A 17,105-nucleotide genomic window follows, 5' to 3' on the forward strand; every position below is an offset into this window, starting at 1 on the left:
TTCACGCCGCGTCGAGATCCAGATCCGCCCACACCGGCACGTGGTCCGACGGCTTCTCCCAGCCGCGCACATAGCTGTCGATGCCGACATTGGCGAGCCGGTCGCTGGCCTGTGGCGACAGCAGCAGGTGGTCGATGCGCAGGCCCTGGTTCTTCTGCCACGCCCCGGCCTGGTAGTCCCAGAAGGTGTAGAGCCCGGGCTCGTCGGTGACGGCGCGCAAGGCGTCGGTCAGGCCGAGGCCGAGCAGGGACTGGAAGCTCTCGCGCGTCTCCGTCTTGAACAGGGCGTCCTCGGTCCAGGCGGCCGGATTGTGCACGTCGCGGGCATGCGGGATGACGTTGAAGTCGCCCGCAAGGATCAGCGGCTCCTCAGCCTTGAGGCGCTCCTTCGAATATTCAAGAAGCCGGGACATCCATTTGAGCTTGTAGGGATATTTGTCGCTCCCGACCGGGTTGCCATTGGGCAGATAAAGGCAGGCGATGCGCAGCACCCCGCGCTTGAGCGTGACCACGCCCTCGAGGAAGCGGGCATGCGTATCCTCGTCGTCGCCGGCAAGCCCCGACTTGGTCTCGTCGAATCGCAGCTTCGAGAGCAGGGCGACGCCGTTGAACGTCTTCTGCCCATGGGTGACGACGTTGTAGCCCAGCGCCTCGATCTCCAGCCGCGGAAAGGCATCGTCGACGCATTTGATCTCCTGGAGGCAGACGATGTCGGGCTGGCACTCCTTCAGCCAGGTCAGCAGGAGATCGATCCGCTGCCGGACCGAGTTCACGTTCCAGGTTGCTACTCTGATGGACATAGGGAGGGGCTCCGGGCGGGGCCATGGTTAGAACAAACTGCAAACGCGCCCGTCAAGGACGCCGCAAAATCTCCCACAAAATTAACCCGGTCTAAGCAGGCGGCGGGCCATTGATCATCGAAAGGTTCCGCGGATGGGTTGGCCGGACGAGTCGATGAAGCGAACTGAGCCGCGTGACGGCCTGATCGGCGCATTCCTGTATTGGCTTGGCGGCTTCGAGATCGAGGACGGCATGACGGCCGATCTCAGCGAGCGCGAGATCCGCCGCATCCGCGCCAAGCAGATCGACGCCGTGACGCGGCTGATGCCGGTGACGATGGCGGTGACGATGCTGAACGTCGCCATCGTGCTGATCCTGTTCTGGGGCAGGGGCTGGAACGACTTCCTCGCCATCTGGGGCCTGACGCTCGCCGTCACCGCCTCGCTCGCGGTGCGCTCCTGGCAACGGTCGCATCAGAACCCGCCGCAAGAGGCTTCGCCCCGCGCCGCACGGCAGATGCTGCGGCAGGCATTCTTCCTCGCCGCGATCTGGGGCACGCTGCCGCTCGCGCTGTTCAGCCGCATCGAGCCGACCAGTCAGCTCATCCTGGCCTGCCTGATGGTCGGCATGATGTCGGGCGGCGCCTTCACGCTCTCGACCTTCCCGCGCGCGGGCCTCGTCTATCTCGCCACCATGACCGTCGCCTGCGCCGGTGCGCTGCTGCTGTGCGGCACCGGGCCCTATCTCGTGACCTCGGTGTTCCTGCTGCTGTTCGCATTCTTCATGGCGCGCAACATCGTCTCGCAGGGCAATCTGTTCCTCGGCAATCTCAAGGCCCAGCTCGAGCTCGAGCGCCAGACGGAGATCATCTCGCTGCTTCTGAAGGATTTTCAGGAGAACGCCAGCGACTGGCTGTGGCAGACCGACGCCGACGGGCATCTGATCGACGTGCCCCAACGCTTCGCGGACGTCGCGCAGCTGCCGCTTCCGCTGTTGAAGGGATCCCATTTCGCCGACGTACTCGACATGCTCTGCCCCGAGGACAAGAGCGCAGCCTACAACGTTGTCGGCCTGATGGAGCAGAACGAGCCCTTGCACGAGATGAACCTCAAGGTCGTTGCCGGCGGCGAGGCGCGGCTGTGGTCGCTGACGGCGAAGCCCGCCTATGATCGCGAGGGACATTTCCTCGGCTATCGCGGCTTCGGGCGCGACGTGACCGAGCGTTGGCGCGCGGAAAAGGCCGAGGCCGAGAGCCGCGCCAAGTCGGACTTCCTCGCGGTGATGAGCCACGAGATCCGCACGCCGATGAACGGCGTGCTCGGGCTCGCCAGCATGCTGCTCGAAACCAAGCTCGACGCGGAGCAGCGCGAAGCCGTCACCACGATCCGCGACTCCGGCGACAATCTCCAGCGCATCCTCAACGATATTCTCGACTTGTCCAAGCTCGAGGCCGGGCGCTTCACCTTCGAGGCGATCGACTTCGCCCCGCAGGCGCTGGTCGAGGCTGTCGCGACCGTTATTCGCGCGAGCGCCAAGAACAGGGGGCTGACGGTCAAGGTCGAACTCGATCCGAACCTGCCGCCGACCCTGCGCGGCGACGTCGCACGCATCCGCCAGGTGCTGCTCAACCTCGCGTCCAATGCGGTGAAGTTCACCGACCAAGGCGAGGTGACGATTTCGGTCACCTGCCAGGCGCGACGCGACCTGCTGGCGACCGTCGAATGGACGGTGACCGACAGCGGCATCGGCATCGCTCCCGAAAAGCTCGGCCAGCTCTTCAGCGACTTCGCGCAAGCCGATGCCTCGATCAGCCGTCGCTTCGGCGGCACCGGCCTCGGTCTTGCGATCTCACGGCGCATCATCGAGCAGATGGGCGGCACCATCGGAGTCACCTCGACGCCGGGCGAAGGCTCGACCTTCCGTTTCACGCTGGTGCTGCCCTGGAGCCAGGCGCAGACGCCCGATCGGGCAGACGGCCGCGACGAGGCCGACGATCTCAAAGCCCGCATTGCCGGCCTCGACCGGCCGCTGAAGGTGCTGGTCGCGGAGGACGATGCCGTCAACCGCATGGTCGTGAGCAAGATGCTGGGATCCTTCGACGTCGAGCTGCGCGTCGTCGCCGACGGCGCCGAGGCCGTCGCGGCGGCATCCGAGGGCAATTACGACATCGTGCTGATGGACGTGCGCATGCCCGACATGGACGGACTTGCCGCCACCCGCGCGATCCGCGCGCAAGGTGGGCGCTTCGAAGCCTTGCCGATCATCGCGCTCACCGCCAATGCCTTCCCCGAGGACATCAAGATCTGTCGCGAGGCCGGCATGTCGGACTTCCTCGCCAAGCCGCTGCGCAAGCCGGCGCTGATCGCGACACTTCTGCGTGCGCTGGACGGCCACGTCATGTCGGAGGACGCACCGCTCCAGCCGGGCCTGACGCCGGTCGAGGTGGAGTGGACGGAGGAGGAAAGGCAGATGACGGGCGCGTAGCCGGTCAGACCGAGAAGCTCGTGCCGCAGCCGCAGGACGCTGTGGCATTGGGATTGTTGACGCGGAACGAGGCGCCGATCAGATCGTCGACGAAATCGACCTGCGATCCCGCCAGGAACGGCTGGGAGGCGGAATCGACCAGCACCACCGCATTGTCCTGCTCGATCACGAGATCGTCGTCGGTGCGGGCACGGTCGATGTCGAACTTGTACTGGAAGCCGGAGCAGCCGCCGCCCTCGACGGAGATGCGCAGCATCGCACCGGAACCTTCGCCCTTGAGGATCTCCCCAATCCGGCGCGCGGCCCGGTCGCTGATGGTCACGTCAGTCGTCATCGTTCGTCTCCGATAGTCCCGCAGTCATACCCAATTCATTTGGTATCCCGCGCCCGACATAGTTAAGTGCCACCATACGCAGAATCAAATGGATAGGGACTAAATTCGCCGTGTCTGTCGGAATGGCAGCCCCCCGTGCGCCCTATGCCTGCGATCCCGATCGCAGCCGCGGCCGGCTGGTCCCCGAACCCCCGAGCCGGACCCGCAGCCCGTTCCGGCGGGATTGCGACCGGGTGATCCATTCCACCGCCTTCCGCCGGTTGAAGTACAAGACCCAGGTGTTCGTGTTCCATGAAGGCGACCATTACCGCACCCGGCTGACCCATTCGCTGGAGGTGGCGCAGATCGCCCGCGCGCTGGCCCGGCAGCTCGGGCTGGATGAGGACCTCACTGAAACCCTCGCGCTCGCGCACGATCTCGGTCATCCGCCGTTCGGGCATGCCGGCGAGCGGGCCCTGGACGCCTGCCTGAAGGAATTCGGCGGCTTCGACCACAACGCCCAGACGCTCCGCGTCGTCGCCTCGCTCGAGCACCGCTATCCCGAGTTCGACGGGCTTAACCTGACCTGGGAATCGCTGGAGGGCATCGTCAAGCACAACGGTCCGCTGACCGACGGCAGCGGCGCCCCGGTCGGGCGCTATCGCGAGCACGGCATTCCCGTCGGCATCGCCGACTACATCAGGACCTACGACCTCGAACTGTGGAGCTTCGCCTCACTGGAAGCACAGGTCGCCGCGATCGCCGACGACATCGCCTATGACGCCCACGACATCGACGACGGCCTGCGCGCCGGCCTGTTTCACCTCGACGATCTCAAGGTGATGCCGCTGACCGCGGAGATCATCGCCGGGATCGCTGCGCATTATCCTGACCTTGAAGACGTCCGGCGGGGCGCCGAGCTGGTGCGCGAGCTGATCTCGCACCTGATCGGGGCGGTGTTTGCGGAGGCACAGAAGAACCTCGCCGCCACCAAGCCGCAATCGGCTCAGGACGTGCGCCAGCAGAGCCGGGCGCTGATCGCGTTCCCCGCCGAGGTCGCGGAGGAAGAGGCCGCCATCAAGGCCTTCCTGTACCAGCACATGTACCGCCACAAGCGGGTGATGCGGGTGATGGGGGAGGCGGAGCAGATCCTGTTCGACCTGTTCGCAAAATACCTGAAATCCCCCGGCGAGCTGCCGCCGGAATGGCTGCTCGGCGCGGAGGCGGACGACGAGGGCGACCGCGCCCGGCGGATCGGCAATTTCATAGCCGGAATGACGGATCGTTTCGCACTCACCGAGCACCAGCGGCTCTTTGACTCGACCCCGGATTTGCGTTAGGCGGCGGCCATGCCCCAGACACCCTCATCCCTGCATCTGTTCGCCGACGTGCTCGCGCGCGTGCACGCCGCCTGCCGCGCGCTTGCGGCGGACGCCGATTGGCCGGAGGGCATCGATTTCTCACGCGTGGTGGTCGAACCGCCGCGCGATGCCTCCCATGGCGACATGGCGACCAACGCTGCCATGGTGCTGGCGAAAGAGGCAAAGGCAAAGCCGCGCGATCTCGCCGAGCAGATCGCCGAGCGGCTCCGTGCCGACGCGCTGATCGCCAAGGTCGACGTCGCCGGTCCCGGCTTCATCAACCTGACACTCAAGCCGGCCGCCTGGGCCGAGGCGCTCCGGACCGTGCTGCGCGAAGGCGCCGATTACGGCCGCGTCCGCGGTGGCTCCAAGGTCAATGTCGAATACGTCTCGGCCAATCCGACCGGGCCGATGCATGTTGGCCATTGCCGCGGTGCCGTGTTCGGCGATGCGCTGGCGAGCCTGCTCCAGTTCGCCGGCCACGACGTCACGCGCGAGTACTACATCAACGATGCCGGCGCTCAGGTCGACGTGCTCGCACGCTCCGCGTTCCTGAGGTATCGCGAGGCGCTCGGCGAGGACATCGGTGCCATTCCCGAAGGGCTCTATCCCGGCGACTACCTCAAGCCGGTCGGGCAGGCGCTGGCGAAGGAGCACGGCGACAAGCTCCTCGCGATGAGCGAGGCGGAATGGCTGCCCCCGGTGCGTGCCAAGGCGATCGCGATGATGATGGACGAGATCAAGGACGATCTCGCCGCCCTCAACATCCGTCACGACGTGTTCTTCTCCGAGCGCTCGCTGATCGAGGCGGGTAACAACAAGGTCGCCGAGACCATCGATTTCCTGCGCGCCAAGGGCGACATCTACGAAGGCCGCCTGCCGCCGCCGAAGGGCGCCCCGGTCGAGGATTGGGAAGACCGCGAGCAGCTGCTGTTCAAGGCGACCGCCTACGGCGACGACGTCGATCGTCCCCTGATCAAGTCGGACAATTCCTACACCTACTTTGCCTCCGACATCGCCTACCACAAGAACAAGTTCGACCGCGGCTTCGCCGAAATGATCGACGTCTGGGGCGCCGACCATGGCGGCTACATCAAGCGCATGCAGGCGGCGGTAAAGGCGACCACCTCCGGAAAGGGGGCGCTCGACGTCAAGATCGTTCAGCTCGTGAAGCTCTTGCGCAACGGCGAGCCGGTCAAAATGTCGAAGCGGAGCGGGGACTTCGTCACCTTGCGTGAGGTGGTGGATGAGGTCGGTCAGGACGCCGTCCGATTCATGATGCTCTACCGGAAGAACGACGCGGTGCTCGACTTCGACCTCGCCAAGGTCATGGAACAGTCGCGCGACAACCCGGTGTTCTACGTCCAGTACGGTCACGCCCGCGGCCACTCGATCTTCCGCAACGCGCGCGCCGAGGTGTTCTCGGAACTGCCCGAGGATACCGGCAAACGGATCGCCTGGCTCAGTGAGTCGGCCGTGGAACGGCTGTCGGACCCGGTCGAACTCGATCTTCTCAAGCGCCTCGCAATTTATCCGCGCATGCTCGAGGCCGCCGCCGTGGCCCACGAGCCGCACCGAATTGCCTTTTATCTCTATGAGTTAGCGAGCGAATTTCACGCACTTTGGACGAAGGGGCGTGATTTGCCCTATTTACGCTTCATTATCAATAATGATGCAGATCTTACAAAGGCGCGACTGGCCATGGTCCAGGGCGTCGTCTCGGTCCTGGCATCGGGCCTCGCCATCCTCGGCGTCCATGCCCCGGACGAGATGCGGTAGTTTGGGGCGAACTACTTAAGGGGAATTCGGGGGTAACCGGCAGAAGCCGGATCGCTTAGACTTGGTTGAAAGCCTTGTGGGTCGAAGGCCGCGCCTTGGTCGAGGGGCGCGCGGCTTTCCCGAAGGGACGCATCATTACGATGGCCGAACGATATCAGGACAGACCGTTTCCTTCCGATGACTATGGTCGCGGTGGCGATCAGCATGGGAAGGCGGAAAATGATCCCTTGGCCGAGCTCGCCCGTCTGATCGGACAAACCGATCCGTTTGCAGCGCAGGGCCGGCCGACCGCGCGCCCGCCGGCAACGCCGGCCCGGAGCTATCAGCCAGACGATTATCGCCAGGACGATGATCAACAGGATTATGCCGAGCAGGCCCCGCCGCCGCCCGGGCCGCCCTCATGGATGCGACGCGCCAACGTGCAGCCCGCACCCGCGCCGGAGCCTGACTATCCCGTCTCCGTCAGCCCGGTTCATCCGCTGCATCGCTATTCGGCCAAGCCTGCAGTGCCTGAACCTGATGTTCATCAGGCTCAGACCTATCAGGATGGCTCTTATCAGGATCAGGCATATCAAGGTCAGGCCTACCAGCAGCACGGCCAGGCTTACCAGGATCAGGCCGAGCAGGAGCCGTACGCGCAGCCCGATCCCTCGCGCTACGACGATGCGCTCTACGGCCGGCTGGAGACAGGCGAGCAGGACTATCAGCGCGATCCCGCCTATCCGGACGACCCTTACGCGTTCCAAAGCGACTACCCCGACGACGCCGAAATCGAAGAGCCGAAGAAGCAGCGCGGTGGCATGATGACGGTCGCGGCGATCCTCGCGCTCGCCGTGGTCGGCACGGGTGCAGCCTTCGCTTACAAGACCTATATGGGCTCGCCCCGCAGTGGCGAGCCGCCGATCATCAAGGCCGACAACACGCCGACCAAGATCGTGCCGGCGCCGACGGACTCCTCGGCCAAGGTGCCGGACCGCATGGCCAGCGGTGACGGCACCGAGAAGATCGTGCCGCGCGAGGAGGCGCCCGTCGACGTCAACGCCAAGGCGGGCGGTCCCCGCGTCGTGTTCCCACCGCTGAACCAGAATGCGAACCCGCCGTCGGTGGCCAGCGTCTCGCCATCCGCGGTTCCGTCGCCCAGCACGGGACCGGTCCCAAGCAACGGGACGTTGCCGAGCAATTCGCCGCGCCCGATCCGGACGGTCGCCGTAAAGGGCGACCAGACCGACGGCACCGTGCCGCAATCGGCCGCCGCCAAGCCGACGACCGCCGCGCCCAAGCCTGTTGCCGCGCCCGCTGCGACGGCGGCGCCGCACAATTCGCCGACCTCGGCAAATGCTAGCCTCAACCAGCCGCTTTCGCTCGCGCCGCAGTCGGGACCGGCGGCCGAGCCTGCGCACCGGATGGCTGCCACCAACCCGACGCAAATCGCCCCCGCCAGCAACGGTGGTGGCTACATCGTGCAGGTGTCTTCGCAGCAAAGCGAAGACAGCGCCGCGGCGTCCTACCGCGTGCTTCAGAGCAAGTACGGCAGTGTGCTCGGCTCCCGCTCGCCGGTGATCAAGCGGGTCGATCTGACCGACAAGGGCAAGGGGATCGTCTATCGCGCCTTCGCGGGTCCCTACGCTTCGGCCGAGGAGGCGACGCAGGCCTGCAACAGCCTGAAGTCTGCCGGCCTGTCCGCCTGCTTCATCCAGAGGAATTAACGGCCGTTTCCTTGACCCCCTCGCGGGGCAGGGTTAATCGGCCGTTATGAGCACGCGGGCCTTCATTACCGGCGTATCCGGAACAGAACTGACCGCCGCCGAGCGGGAGTTCATCCGTGCCGAATGCCCATGGGGCTTCATCCTCTTCAAACGCAACGTCGCGACACCAGCCCAAGTTGCTGCACTGGTTGCGGAATTGCGGGCGGTTGCCAATGCTCCCGATGCTCCGGTCCTGATCGATCAGGAGGGCGGACGGGTGCAGCGACTGGGCCCGCCGCATTGGCCGGTCTATCCGCCGGGCGCCGTATTCGCGACGTTGTACGACACTGATTCGGCGCTTGGGCTCACCGCGGCACGCCTCAGCGCCCGCCTGATCGCTGCCGATCTCGCTGATCTCGGCATCACAGTGGATTGCCTGCCGCTGGCCGATGTGCCCGTGCCGGGTGCCGACGCCGTCATCGGGAACCGGGCCTATGGCACCGAGCCGGGCAAGGTCGCGGCAATTGCCCGTGCGGTCACCGAGGGCCTGGAGCAGGGCGGCGTCCTGCCGGTTCTCAAGCATATTCCCGGACATGGCCGCGCCACCGCCGACACCCATTTCAAGCTTCCGACGGTCGACACGCCCCGCGACGAGCTGGAACGCACGGATTTCGCCCCGTTCAAGTCACTCGCGGATCTGCCGATGGCCATGACTGCACATGTTGTGTTTAGCGCGGTCGACCCCGCCCATCCGGCGACGACATCTGCGACAATGATTGCTGACGTGATTCGCGGCGCAATCGGGTTCCAGGGTTTGTTAATGAGTGATGACGTGTCGATGAACGCGCTGTCGGGGAATATCGCCGAGCGGACCCGCGCCATCTTCGCGGCCGGCTGCGACGTTGCCCTGCATTGCAACGGCAACATCGAGGAGATGCGCGACGTTGCCGGCCAGACACCTGAATTGTCGGGCAGGGCATTGGAGCGGGCGAAAGCCGCGCTCGCCGCACGCAAGCCGCCGCAGCCACTCGACCGGGCCGCCGCGCGCGCGGAACTGGACGCATTGATCGCACGGGCAAACACGGCATCGGCATGACCGCAGAAATCCTATCGTTCGAAACCGGGCGGCCTGCAGAGCTCGCCGAGGGCGAGCCGGCGTTGGTGGTGGACGTCGAGGGCTATGAGGGCCCGCTCGACCTCCTGCTCGCATTGGCGCGGCAGCAGAAGGTCGACCTCGCCAAGATTTCGATCCTGGCGCTGGCCGACCAGTACCTCCACTTCATCGAGGCCGCGCGGAAGATCCGGCTCGAGCTTGCCGCCGACTACCTCGTCATGGCGGCCTGGCTTGCCTTTCTGAAGTCGCGCCTGCTGCTGCCGGAGCCGCCGAGTGCGGAAGGCCCGAGCGCCGAGCAGATGGCGACGGCACTGGCCAACCGCCTGCGCCGGCTGGAAGCCATACGCGAAGCGGCCAACCGGCTCATGAACAGGCCGCAATTGCAGCGCGACATCTTCCCGCGCGGCGAGCCCGAGCAGATCGCCGAGATCAAGCATCCGAAATACACCGCGACGCTGTACGACCTGCTCACCGCCTACGCCGCACAGCGCCAGTCGCGCGTGCTGGCGAGCGTGCATCTGGCCAAGCGCACGGTGTGGTCGCTCGCCGAGGCGCGTGCCACGCTGGAGCGGCTGGTCGGCAGCCTCAACGAACAGGACGACTGGGGCGTGCTCGACGATTTTCTGATCCGGCATGTCGCCGATCCGACGCAGCGGGCAACGGTGTTCGCCTCGAGCTTTGCTGCCGCCCTCGAGCTGGTGCGCGAAGGTCAGCTCGAGCTGAACCAGAAAGAGGCGTTTGCGCCGATCTATTTCCGGAAGGGGCGCCCAAAACCGGTCCCGGACGCAGCTCCTGCGCCCGACGCGCCGGTCGCCTAAGTGCAAGAAGGAGAATCTGCCATGGCAAGCCTGGCTGAAGTGCGGGTAGAAGAGGCCGAGCCGATGGAGAACGAATCTCAGGCACGTCCTGAAGAATTGCGGCTGCTTGAAGCGCTGCTGTTCGCGTCGAGTGAACCGCTGGATACCGCGACGCTGGCCAAGCGCATGCCCGAGGGCGTGGACGTGAAGGCCGCGCTTGAGCAGCTCCAGGCCGATTATGCCTCGCGCGGCGTCAACCTCGTGCGTGTCGCCAACAAATGGACCTTCCGCACGGCCGGCGACCTCGCCTGGCTGATGACGCGGGAGACCACCGAGACCCGCCGCCTGTCGCGTGCGGCGATCGAGGTGCTCGCGATCATCGCCTATCACCAGCCGGTGACACGTGCCGAGATCGAGGAGATCCGCGGTGTCGTGACTTCAAAGGGCACGCTCGACGTGCTGCTGGAGACCGGCTGGATCAAGCCGCGTGGCCGCCGCAAGACGCCCGGTCGCCCCTTGACCTTCGGAACCACCGAGGAATTCCTGTCCCAGTTCACCCTGGAACAGCTCGGCGACCTGCCGGGCCTCGAAGAGCTGAAGGGCACGGGCCTGCTGGATTCGCGGCTGCCGACTGGATTTAGCGTGCCGACGCCGTCCGACGACCCGGCTCTGCGCGAGGACGAGGATCCGCTGGAACCGGGCGAGGACCTCGATCTCGCGCTGGCGCCTGCGGTCGAGCCCGAGACGCCGGAAGGCGGCAATGAGGGCGGCAGCGAAGGCGGCACCGAGGAGTGATGCCCGTCCGCTTACGGGCCCTGCGACCAGTTAACACTAGCAAGATTGCGTAGTGGCGACAGCGAATTGGCGCTGCCTTGGTCCTTGTTTTTGAGACCTGCCAAGCCTAGGTTTCGGTGAAGATCGGCCGGGTCCCCGGCCATGCGCGTTTGGAGGGTTGCAGGATGGGTTCACTCAGCATTTGGCACTGGATCTTGGTGATCGCAGTGGTCCTGCTGCTGTTCGGCCGCGGCAAGATTTCGGATCTGATGGGCGACGTGGCGCAGGGCATCAAGGCCTTCAAGAAGGGCATGCAGGACGACGACAAGCCCGCCGAGAAGCCGGAGCCGGCCAAGTCGATCGAGCACAATGGTGCGCCGACTGCCGCACGGTCCGACGTCGGCAGCAAGGCCGTCTGAGCCAGAGAGCACGCGAGACACGGGTAGCGGCCCCGATCCTGCGCGCGAGGATTGGGCCGGCTCCGGCTGGCGTGAACGGAAGACCTCATGTTCGACATCGGGTGGAGTGAACTGGTCCTGATCGGGGTCGTGGCCCTGATCGCCATCGGCCCGAAAGAGCTGCCGGGCGTGTTGCGCATGGTCGGGCAATGGATGAGCAAGGCCCGCAAGATGGCCGCGGAGTTCCAGGGCCAGTTCCAGGAAGCGATGCGCGAGGCCGAGATGGCCGACCTCAAGAAGAGCTTTGACGAGGTCAAGGAAGCCGCGACCGGCTTTACCAGCAACAATCCGCTGACCTCGCTGCAGAAGGACGTCAGCGACGCGCTCCGCGTCGATGCGCTGGACAAGCCGGCCGAGACACCTGCCGCCACCGCCATCGATCCGCCCGTCACACCGACGGCACCGGAAACGCCGACGCCTGCGACCTTCATGGAAGCCGAAGCGCATGCGGCCGCGAACGAGCCGCTCGCGATCACCCGTGACGTCGAACAGGCACCGGTTGCGCAGGACACCGCGCCGTCCGAGGCGATCAAGGACGCCAAAGCGTCATGACCGACGCCGATATCGAGGCCAGCAAAGCCCCGCTGATGGACCATCTGATCGAGCTGCGCTCGCGGCTGATCAAGGCGCTGCTCGGCTTCGGCATTGCCTTCATCTTCTGCTTCTTCTTCGCCAAGCAGATCTACAACGTGCTGGTCTGGCCGTTCGTGTGGGTCGCAGGGCCCGAGAACTCCAAGTTCATCTACACCGCGCTGCTGGAATATTTCATCACACAGCTGAAGCTCGCGCTGTTCGGCGCCGGCTTCATCTCGTTCCCGATCGTGGCGACGCAGATCTACAAGTTCGTGGCGCCCGGTCTCTACAAGCACGAGAAGCAGGCCTTCCTGCCGTATCTGGTCGCCACCCCGTTCTTCTTCGTGCTTGGCGCGGCGCTGGTCTATTTCGTCGTGCTGCCGATGCTGGTTCGCTTCTCGCTCGGCATGCAGCAGGCCGGCAGCGACGAGACCGCGCAGATCCAGCTCCTGCCCAAGGTCGGCGAATATCTGTCGCTGATGATGTCGCTGATCTTCGCGTTCGGCATCGCCTTCCAGCTTCCGGTGATCCTGACGCTGCTCGGGCGGATCGGCATTGTCACCTCGAAGATGCTGCGCGAGAAGCGCCGCTACTTCATCGTGATGGCCTTCGTCATCGCGGCCGTGCTGACACCGCCGGATGTGCTCAGCCAGTGCTCCCTGGCCATTCCGCTGATGGCGCTCTACGAGGGCTCGATCATCGCGGTCGGTATGGTGGAGAAGAGGGCAGCGGCTTCGCAGGCTGCCACCGGCACCGACGTGTCGACACCGGCCAATCCGGCGGAGTAGGGCACTTTCGCTTTATCATCGCACTGCTCAGCCCATGATTCGTCATGCCCGGGCTTGACCCGGGCATCCACGACTTGGTCTAAGGCGGCAGACACGTGGATGGCCGGGATAAACCCGGCCATGACGGGAAGACAGCCATGCACGACATCAAATCGATCCGCGACAATCCGCAAGCCTTCGACGCCGGCCTCGCACGGCGCGGTTTGAAGCCGATGTCGGCCTCGCTGCTGGCGATCGACGAGAGGCGGCGTGCGGCGATCCTTGCCTCCGAGCAGGCGCAGGCGCGGCGCAATGCGGCTTCGAAGGAGATCGGCGATGCCAAGAAGGCCAAGGACGAGGCGCGCGCCGCCAAGCTGATGGCCGAGGTCGCCGACCTCAAGACCACGATGCCGCAGCTCGAAGCCGCCGCCAAGGCTGCCGACGAGGAGCTGACAAAAGAGCTGTCGGCGATCCCGAACATTCCGTTCGACGAAGTGCCTGACGGCGTCGACGAGCACGGCAACGTCCAGCACCACGTGTTCGGCAACAAGCGCAACTACAGCTTTGCGCCAAAACTACATGACGATCTCGGCACCGCGCTCGGTTACATGGATTTCGAGGCGGCGGCCAAACTCTCCGGCGCGCGCTTCGTCGTGCTGAAGAAGGGGCTGGCACGACTCGAACGCGCCATCGGCCAGTTCATGCTCGACCTGCACACGACCGAGCATGGCTACACCGAGATCAATCCGCCGCTCCTGGTGCGCAACGAGGTGATGTTCGGCACCGGGCAACTGCCGAAATTCGAGGACGACCAGTTCTGGGCGATCAAGGGCGAACTGCTCGCCTCGCCCGACCTTGAGCGGTTGAAGACCGAGCGCCTCGGTCTGATTCCCACCGCCGAGGTGTCGCTCACCAATCTCGCGCGCGAGTCGATTCTCGACGAGAAGCAATTGCCGATGCGGCTCACCGCGCTGACGCCGTGCTTCCGCGCCGAGGCGGGCGCGGCGGGGCGCGACACGCGCGGCATGATCCGCCAGCACCAGTTCACCAAGGTGGAGCTGGTCTCGATCACCACGCCGGAAACCAGCAAGGACGAGCTGGAGCGGATGCTGTCCTGCGCCGAGCAGGTGTTGCAGAAACTCGACCTGCATTATCGCGTGATGACGCTCTGCGCAGGAGATATGGGTTTCTCGTCGCAGAAAACCTATGACATCGAGGTCTGGATGCCCGGGCAGGGCGACGGCGGCATGTTCCGCGAGATCTCGAGCTGCTCGGTGTGCGGCGACTTCCAGGCACGCCGCATGGATGCGCGCTCGCGCGGGCCGGATGGCAAGCCGCGCTTCGTGCACACGCTGAACGGCTCCGGCACTGCGGTCGGCCGCGCGTTGATCGCCGTGATGGAGACCTATCAGCAGGAGGACGGCTCGATCGCGGTCCCCAGCGTGCTCCAGCCCTATATGGGCGGGCTGAAGGTGATTGCGCGCGACTAAAGCGTTTTCCCGCGAAGTGGGCACCGGTTCGCGTCCGAAAACGCGGCATGACGAGAATCGCGTTGCGAAGATCGGACGGCCGGCTATCCTGCCGGCCCCTCAACGCGACCCCATCCTTCATGCCCTTGCACCGCGACATCTTCTGGATCGGCAGACAATGGGCTGTGACAGGTGCCGGGATCCAGGCCATCGATCAGCGTCTCCGCGGCGTCCTGGACATCGAGATCGCGCGGCTTTGGGACGATGATCTCATGCAGAGCCGACGAGCCAAGCCCGGAGTGAATGCTGCGGATTTCGACAAGGCGCTGACGGTGGCACGCGAACGGTTTCCGCAGGCGCCGACACCTGACCCGTTCGTCGCGCAGCTGGAGGCGCTCGGGGTGATCGAGGCTCCCGTCGTGAATCCGGTCGTGCCGGCGATGCAACTGCGTGCGGAGGGCCGGCTCGCGCGTTTCCTGCCGCAATGGCGCATTCGCCGCTAGCGGGACCAGGCCGGGAACCTGCTGCCGGGCCCTGATCTGCCGGTTTGCCTGATGGGCCACGGCCGGATATGACAGATCAAACGGTTTTCGGAATCGACCTATCGCATGCGCATTCTCTGCACCAATGACGACGGCATCCATGCTCCCGGCCTCAAGGTCGTGGAGGAGATCGCGCGCGCCTTGTCGGACGACGTCTGGGTGGTGGCGCCCGAGCTCGACCAGTCCGGCGTGTCGCATTCGCTGTCGCTGAACGATCCCTTGCGCCTGCGCGAGGTCGGCCCGCGGCACTTTGCCGTGCGCGGCACGCCGACGGACTGCGTCATCATGGGGGCCCGCCATATCCTGGGTGCCAAGCTGCCTGATATCGTGCTGTCCGGCGTCAACAAGGGCCGCAACGTCGCCGAGGACGTGGTCTATTCCGGCACCATTGCCGGCGCGTTGGAGGGCACCATCCTGGGGCTGCCGTCATTCGCACTGTCGCAGGAATTCAGTGTCGAGACCCGTGAACGGCCGCCGTGGGACACCGCGCGCAAATTCGGGCCCGACATCCTGCGCAAGGCGATCGCTGCCGGCGTTCCCAAAGACACCGTCATCAACGTCAACTTCCCGTCCTGTGCGCCCGAGGATGTGTTGGGCGTCCGCGTCACGCGCCAGGGCAAGCGCAATCTCGGCTTCCTCAAGATCGACGAGCGCAGGGATGGCCGCGGCAATCCCTATTTCTGGATCGGCTTCGAGCGCACCGCGATGATGGATACGCCTGCCGACGGCACCGATCTCGCGGCGCTGCGCGAGCGCTACGTTTCCGTCACGCCGCTCAGGCTCGATCGCACCAACGAGGCGTTTTCGGAAGAGCTGAGCCTCACGCTGAAATAGGGCTCGATCCTTTGCCGTTCCGATGGAATCGGAACGGGGCTCTAGATTCTTGTTCTTGACGCGTTTTCTAAGACGCGAACCGGTGTCCACTTCGCTCGAAAACGCTCTAGCCGCCGCGAAGCGCGGCTTCGATGGTTCTGCCGAGCGCATCGAGCTGAAACGGCTTTTGCAGCGACGGCCGATCGCGGTATTGTTCGGGCAGGCCGGAAGAGCCGTAACCGGTGGCGAAGATGAACGGGCAGCCCTTCGCCATGATGACGTCGGCCACCGGCGAGATGACCTTGCCGTTGACGTTGACGTCCAGGATGGCGAGGTCGAACTCGGTGGATTGCGCAAGCCGCATGGCCTCGGTGATGTCGCCCGCTTCGGCGGCAACCTTGTAGCCGAGCTCCTCCAGCATGTCCGCGACCATCATTCTGATCATGACCTCGTCCTCGACGAGGAAAACAGAGCGGCCCGAAAGCCCTGTCGCAGTCATAGGTGAGTCCTTGCCCATTCTCATGAACGTTCGCAGATAACGATAGGGGACGCAATGCGCGTTTCGGCGAACGCAAACCCGCAAACGGCTTAGCGCTTTGAAAGCCCGGTTGTGGTCAAATGCTGCGCCGAAAGGCTATCATGAGTTCCTGAGCCGGAACAAGATTCTCGTCTCGGGTTCTTGCGGTGCAGTACGCGATGCGCCAGACGAGATGAGCAACAGCAGCTATGACGTCCCATCAGCACCCACCGGAAAAGATGATGTTTCAGCTGACGCTGAGGCGCCGGGGCATCAGCGATCAGGCCGTGCTGAGGACCATGGAAGAGGTGCCGCGCGAGCTTTTCGTCGAGGACGCCGATCGCGACGGCGCCTATCGTGACAGCGCGCTGCCGATCGCCTGCGGGCAGACCATCAGCCAGCCCTTCGTCGTCGCCTACATGACCGAGCAGCTCCAGCTCAAGAAGCAGCACCGGGTGCTCGAAATCGGCACCGGGTCTGGCTACCAGGCTGCCGTGCTGTCGCGGCTCGCTGGCCAGGTGCTGACCGTCGAGCGTTATCGCAAGCTCGCCGACACGGCACGCGCCCGACTCGAAAAGCTCGATTGTCACAATGTCGAGGTGATGCTCGGCGACGGTCTCAATCTGCCTCCCAATATCGGTCCGTTCGACCGCATCATCGTCACCGCCGCGCTGGAGCAGATTCCGGACAACCTGATCGAGCGGCTGGAGGTCGGGGGCATCCTGATCGCCCCGGTTGGCCCGCATCAGGGCGTGCAGACGCTGACCCGCCTGACCCGCAGCGAGACCGGAATCGAGCGGAGGGAACTCGTCGAGGTCCGCTTCGTACCGGCACTGCCCGGGGTGGCGCGGGAACTGTAGAACCCCGGATCGGCTGTGCC

At 65.1% G+C, this 17,105-nt stretch carries 17 protein-coding genes; 14 read left to right on the forward strand and 3 right to left on the reverse strand.

Annotated features, from left to right (window positions below; translation table 11 throughout):
- Nucleotide 1: 1 nt before the first annotated feature.
- Entirely contained in the window at nucleotides 2-799 is a 798-nt protein-coding gene (gene xth, locus AC1RQP_RS01275; protein ID WP_492935644.1) for an exodeoxyribonuclease III, read from the reverse strand.
- Nucleotides 800-932: 133 nt separating this feature from the next.
- Between xth and AC1RQP_RS01280 the strand changes: the two genes are divergently transcribed.
- Nucleotides 933-3,263, forward strand: coding sequence for an ATP-binding protein (locus AC1RQP_RS01280; protein WP_492935645.1), 2,331 nt, complete (start codon nucleotides 933-935; stop codon nucleotides 3,261-3,263).
- A 4-nt stretch (nucleotides 3,264-3,267) separates the two neighbouring features.
- On the opposite strand, the gene erpA is transcribed toward AC1RQP_RS01280, so the two are convergent.
- Complete coding sequence (erpA, locus tag AC1RQP_RS01285) at nucleotides 3,268-3,597, reverse strand: iron-sulfur cluster insertion protein ErpA (protein WP_038949166.1); 330 nt, start codon at nucleotides 3,595-3,597, stop codon at nucleotides 3,268-3,270.
- Between the two features lie 110 nt (nucleotides 3,598-3,707).
- Between erpA and AC1RQP_RS01290 the strand changes: the two genes are divergently transcribed.
- The 12 genes from AC1RQP_RS01290 to surE all read left to right on the forward strand — a co-directional run bounded on the left by AC1RQP_RS01290 (nucleotide 3,708) and on the right by surE (nucleotide 15,729).
- Nucleotides 3,708-4,916: a deoxyguanosinetriphosphate triphosphohydrolase gene (locus AC1RQP_RS01290; protein WP_492935646.1), complete on the forward strand. Its 1,209-nt coding sequence runs from the start codon at nucleotides 3,708-3,710 to the stop codon at nucleotides 4,914-4,916.
- 9 nt (nucleotides 4,917-4,925) lie between these two features.
- The gene (gene argS / locus AC1RQP_RS01295; RefSeq protein WP_492935647.1) at nucleotides 4,926-6,716 is read left to right on the forward strand and encodes an arginine--tRNA ligase; all 1,791 of its coding nucleotides are present in this window, start codon (nucleotides 4,926-4,928) and stop codon (nucleotides 6,714-6,716) included.
- Nucleotides 6,717-6,856: 140 nt separating this feature from the next.
- On the forward strand, nucleotides 6,857-8,422 hold the full coding sequence (locus AC1RQP_RS01300; protein WP_492935648.1) for an SPOR domain-containing protein: 1,566 nt from the start codon (nucleotides 6,857-6,859) through the stop codon (nucleotides 8,420-8,422).
- A gap of 46 nt (nucleotides 8,423-8,468) precedes the next feature.
- Complete coding sequence (nagZ, locus tag AC1RQP_RS01305; protein ID WP_492935649.1) at nucleotides 8,469-9,497, forward strand: beta-N-acetylhexosaminidase; 1,029 nt, start codon at nucleotides 8,469-8,471, stop codon at nucleotides 9,495-9,497.
- Nucleotides 9,494-10,333: a segregation and condensation protein A gene (locus AC1RQP_RS01310; protein ID WP_028179491.1), complete on the forward strand. Its 840-nt coding sequence runs from the start codon at nucleotides 9,494-9,496 to the stop codon at nucleotides 10,331-10,333. The genes nagZ and AC1RQP_RS01310 overlap by 4 nt, the downstream gene beginning before the upstream one ends.
- Nucleotides 10,334-10,354: 21 nt before the next feature.
- Nucleotides 10,355-11,107, forward strand: a complete 753-nt coding sequence (scpB, locus tag AC1RQP_RS01315; RefSeq protein WP_492935650.1) for an SMC-Scp complex subunit ScpB — start codon at nucleotides 10,355-10,357, stop codon at nucleotides 11,105-11,107.
- 164 nt (nucleotides 11,108-11,271) lie between these two features.
- Complete coding sequence (locus tag AC1RQP_RS01320) at nucleotides 11,272-11,505, forward strand: twin-arginine translocase TatA/TatE family subunit (RefSeq protein ID WP_018317874.1); 234 nt, start codon at nucleotides 11,272-11,274, stop codon at nucleotides 11,503-11,505.
- Nucleotides 11,506-11,592: 87 nt separating this feature from the next.
- Nucleotides 11,593-12,096 carry a Sec-independent protein translocase protein TatB gene (gene tatB, locus AC1RQP_RS01325; protein WP_492935651.1) on the forward strand — a complete coding sequence of 168 codons (504 nt, stop codon included), beginning with the start codon at nucleotides 11,593-11,595 and terminating at the stop codon, nucleotides 12,094-12,096.
- Nucleotides 12,093-12,905: a twin-arginine translocase subunit TatC gene (gene tatC / locus AC1RQP_RS01330; RefSeq protein ID WP_239623750.1), complete on the forward strand. Its 813-nt coding sequence runs from the start codon at nucleotides 12,093-12,095 to the stop codon at nucleotides 12,903-12,905. Before tatB ends, tatC begins: the two co-directional genes overlap by 4 nt.
- A 137-nt stretch (nucleotides 12,906-13,042) precedes the next feature.
- A complete protein-coding gene (serS, locus tag AC1RQP_RS01335; RefSeq protein WP_239623749.1) occupies nucleotides 13,043-14,374 on the forward strand; it encodes a serine--tRNA ligase in 1,332 nt (443 codons plus the stop codon).
- A gap of 119 nt (nucleotides 14,375-14,493) precedes the next feature.
- Nucleotides 14,494-14,856, forward strand: a complete 363-nt coding sequence (locus tag AC1RQP_RS01340) for a hypothetical protein (RefSeq protein WP_492935652.1) — start codon at nucleotides 14,494-14,496, stop codon at nucleotides 14,854-14,856.
- A 105-nt stretch (nucleotides 14,857-14,961) separates the two neighbouring features.
- Nucleotides 14,962-15,729, forward strand: a complete 768-nt coding sequence (surE, locus tag AC1RQP_RS01345; protein WP_492935653.1) for a 5'/3'-nucleotidase SurE — start codon at nucleotides 14,962-14,964, stop codon at nucleotides 15,727-15,729.
- A 106-nt stretch (nucleotides 15,730-15,835) separates the two neighbouring features.
- Here the strand turns inward: surE and AC1RQP_RS01350 are convergent, their stop codons facing one another.
- On the reverse strand, nucleotides 15,836-16,207 hold the full coding sequence (locus AC1RQP_RS01350) for a response regulator (RefSeq protein WP_239623747.1): 372 nt from the start codon (nucleotides 16,205-16,207) through the stop codon (nucleotides 15,836-15,838).
- A 227-nt stretch (nucleotides 16,208-16,434) separates the two neighbouring features.
- On the opposite strand from AC1RQP_RS01350, the gene AC1RQP_RS01355 reads away from it, so the two are divergent.
- The gene (locus tag AC1RQP_RS01355) at nucleotides 16,435-17,085 is read left to right on the forward strand and encodes a protein-L-isoaspartate(D-aspartate) O-methyltransferase (protein WP_194393812.1); all 651 of its coding nucleotides are present in this window, start codon (nucleotides 16,435-16,437) and stop codon (nucleotides 17,083-17,085) included.
- Nucleotides 17,086-17,105 lie beyond the last annotated feature (20 nt).

This window comes from Bradyrhizobium sp. GW821-FHT13H06, from assembly GCF_058803975.1.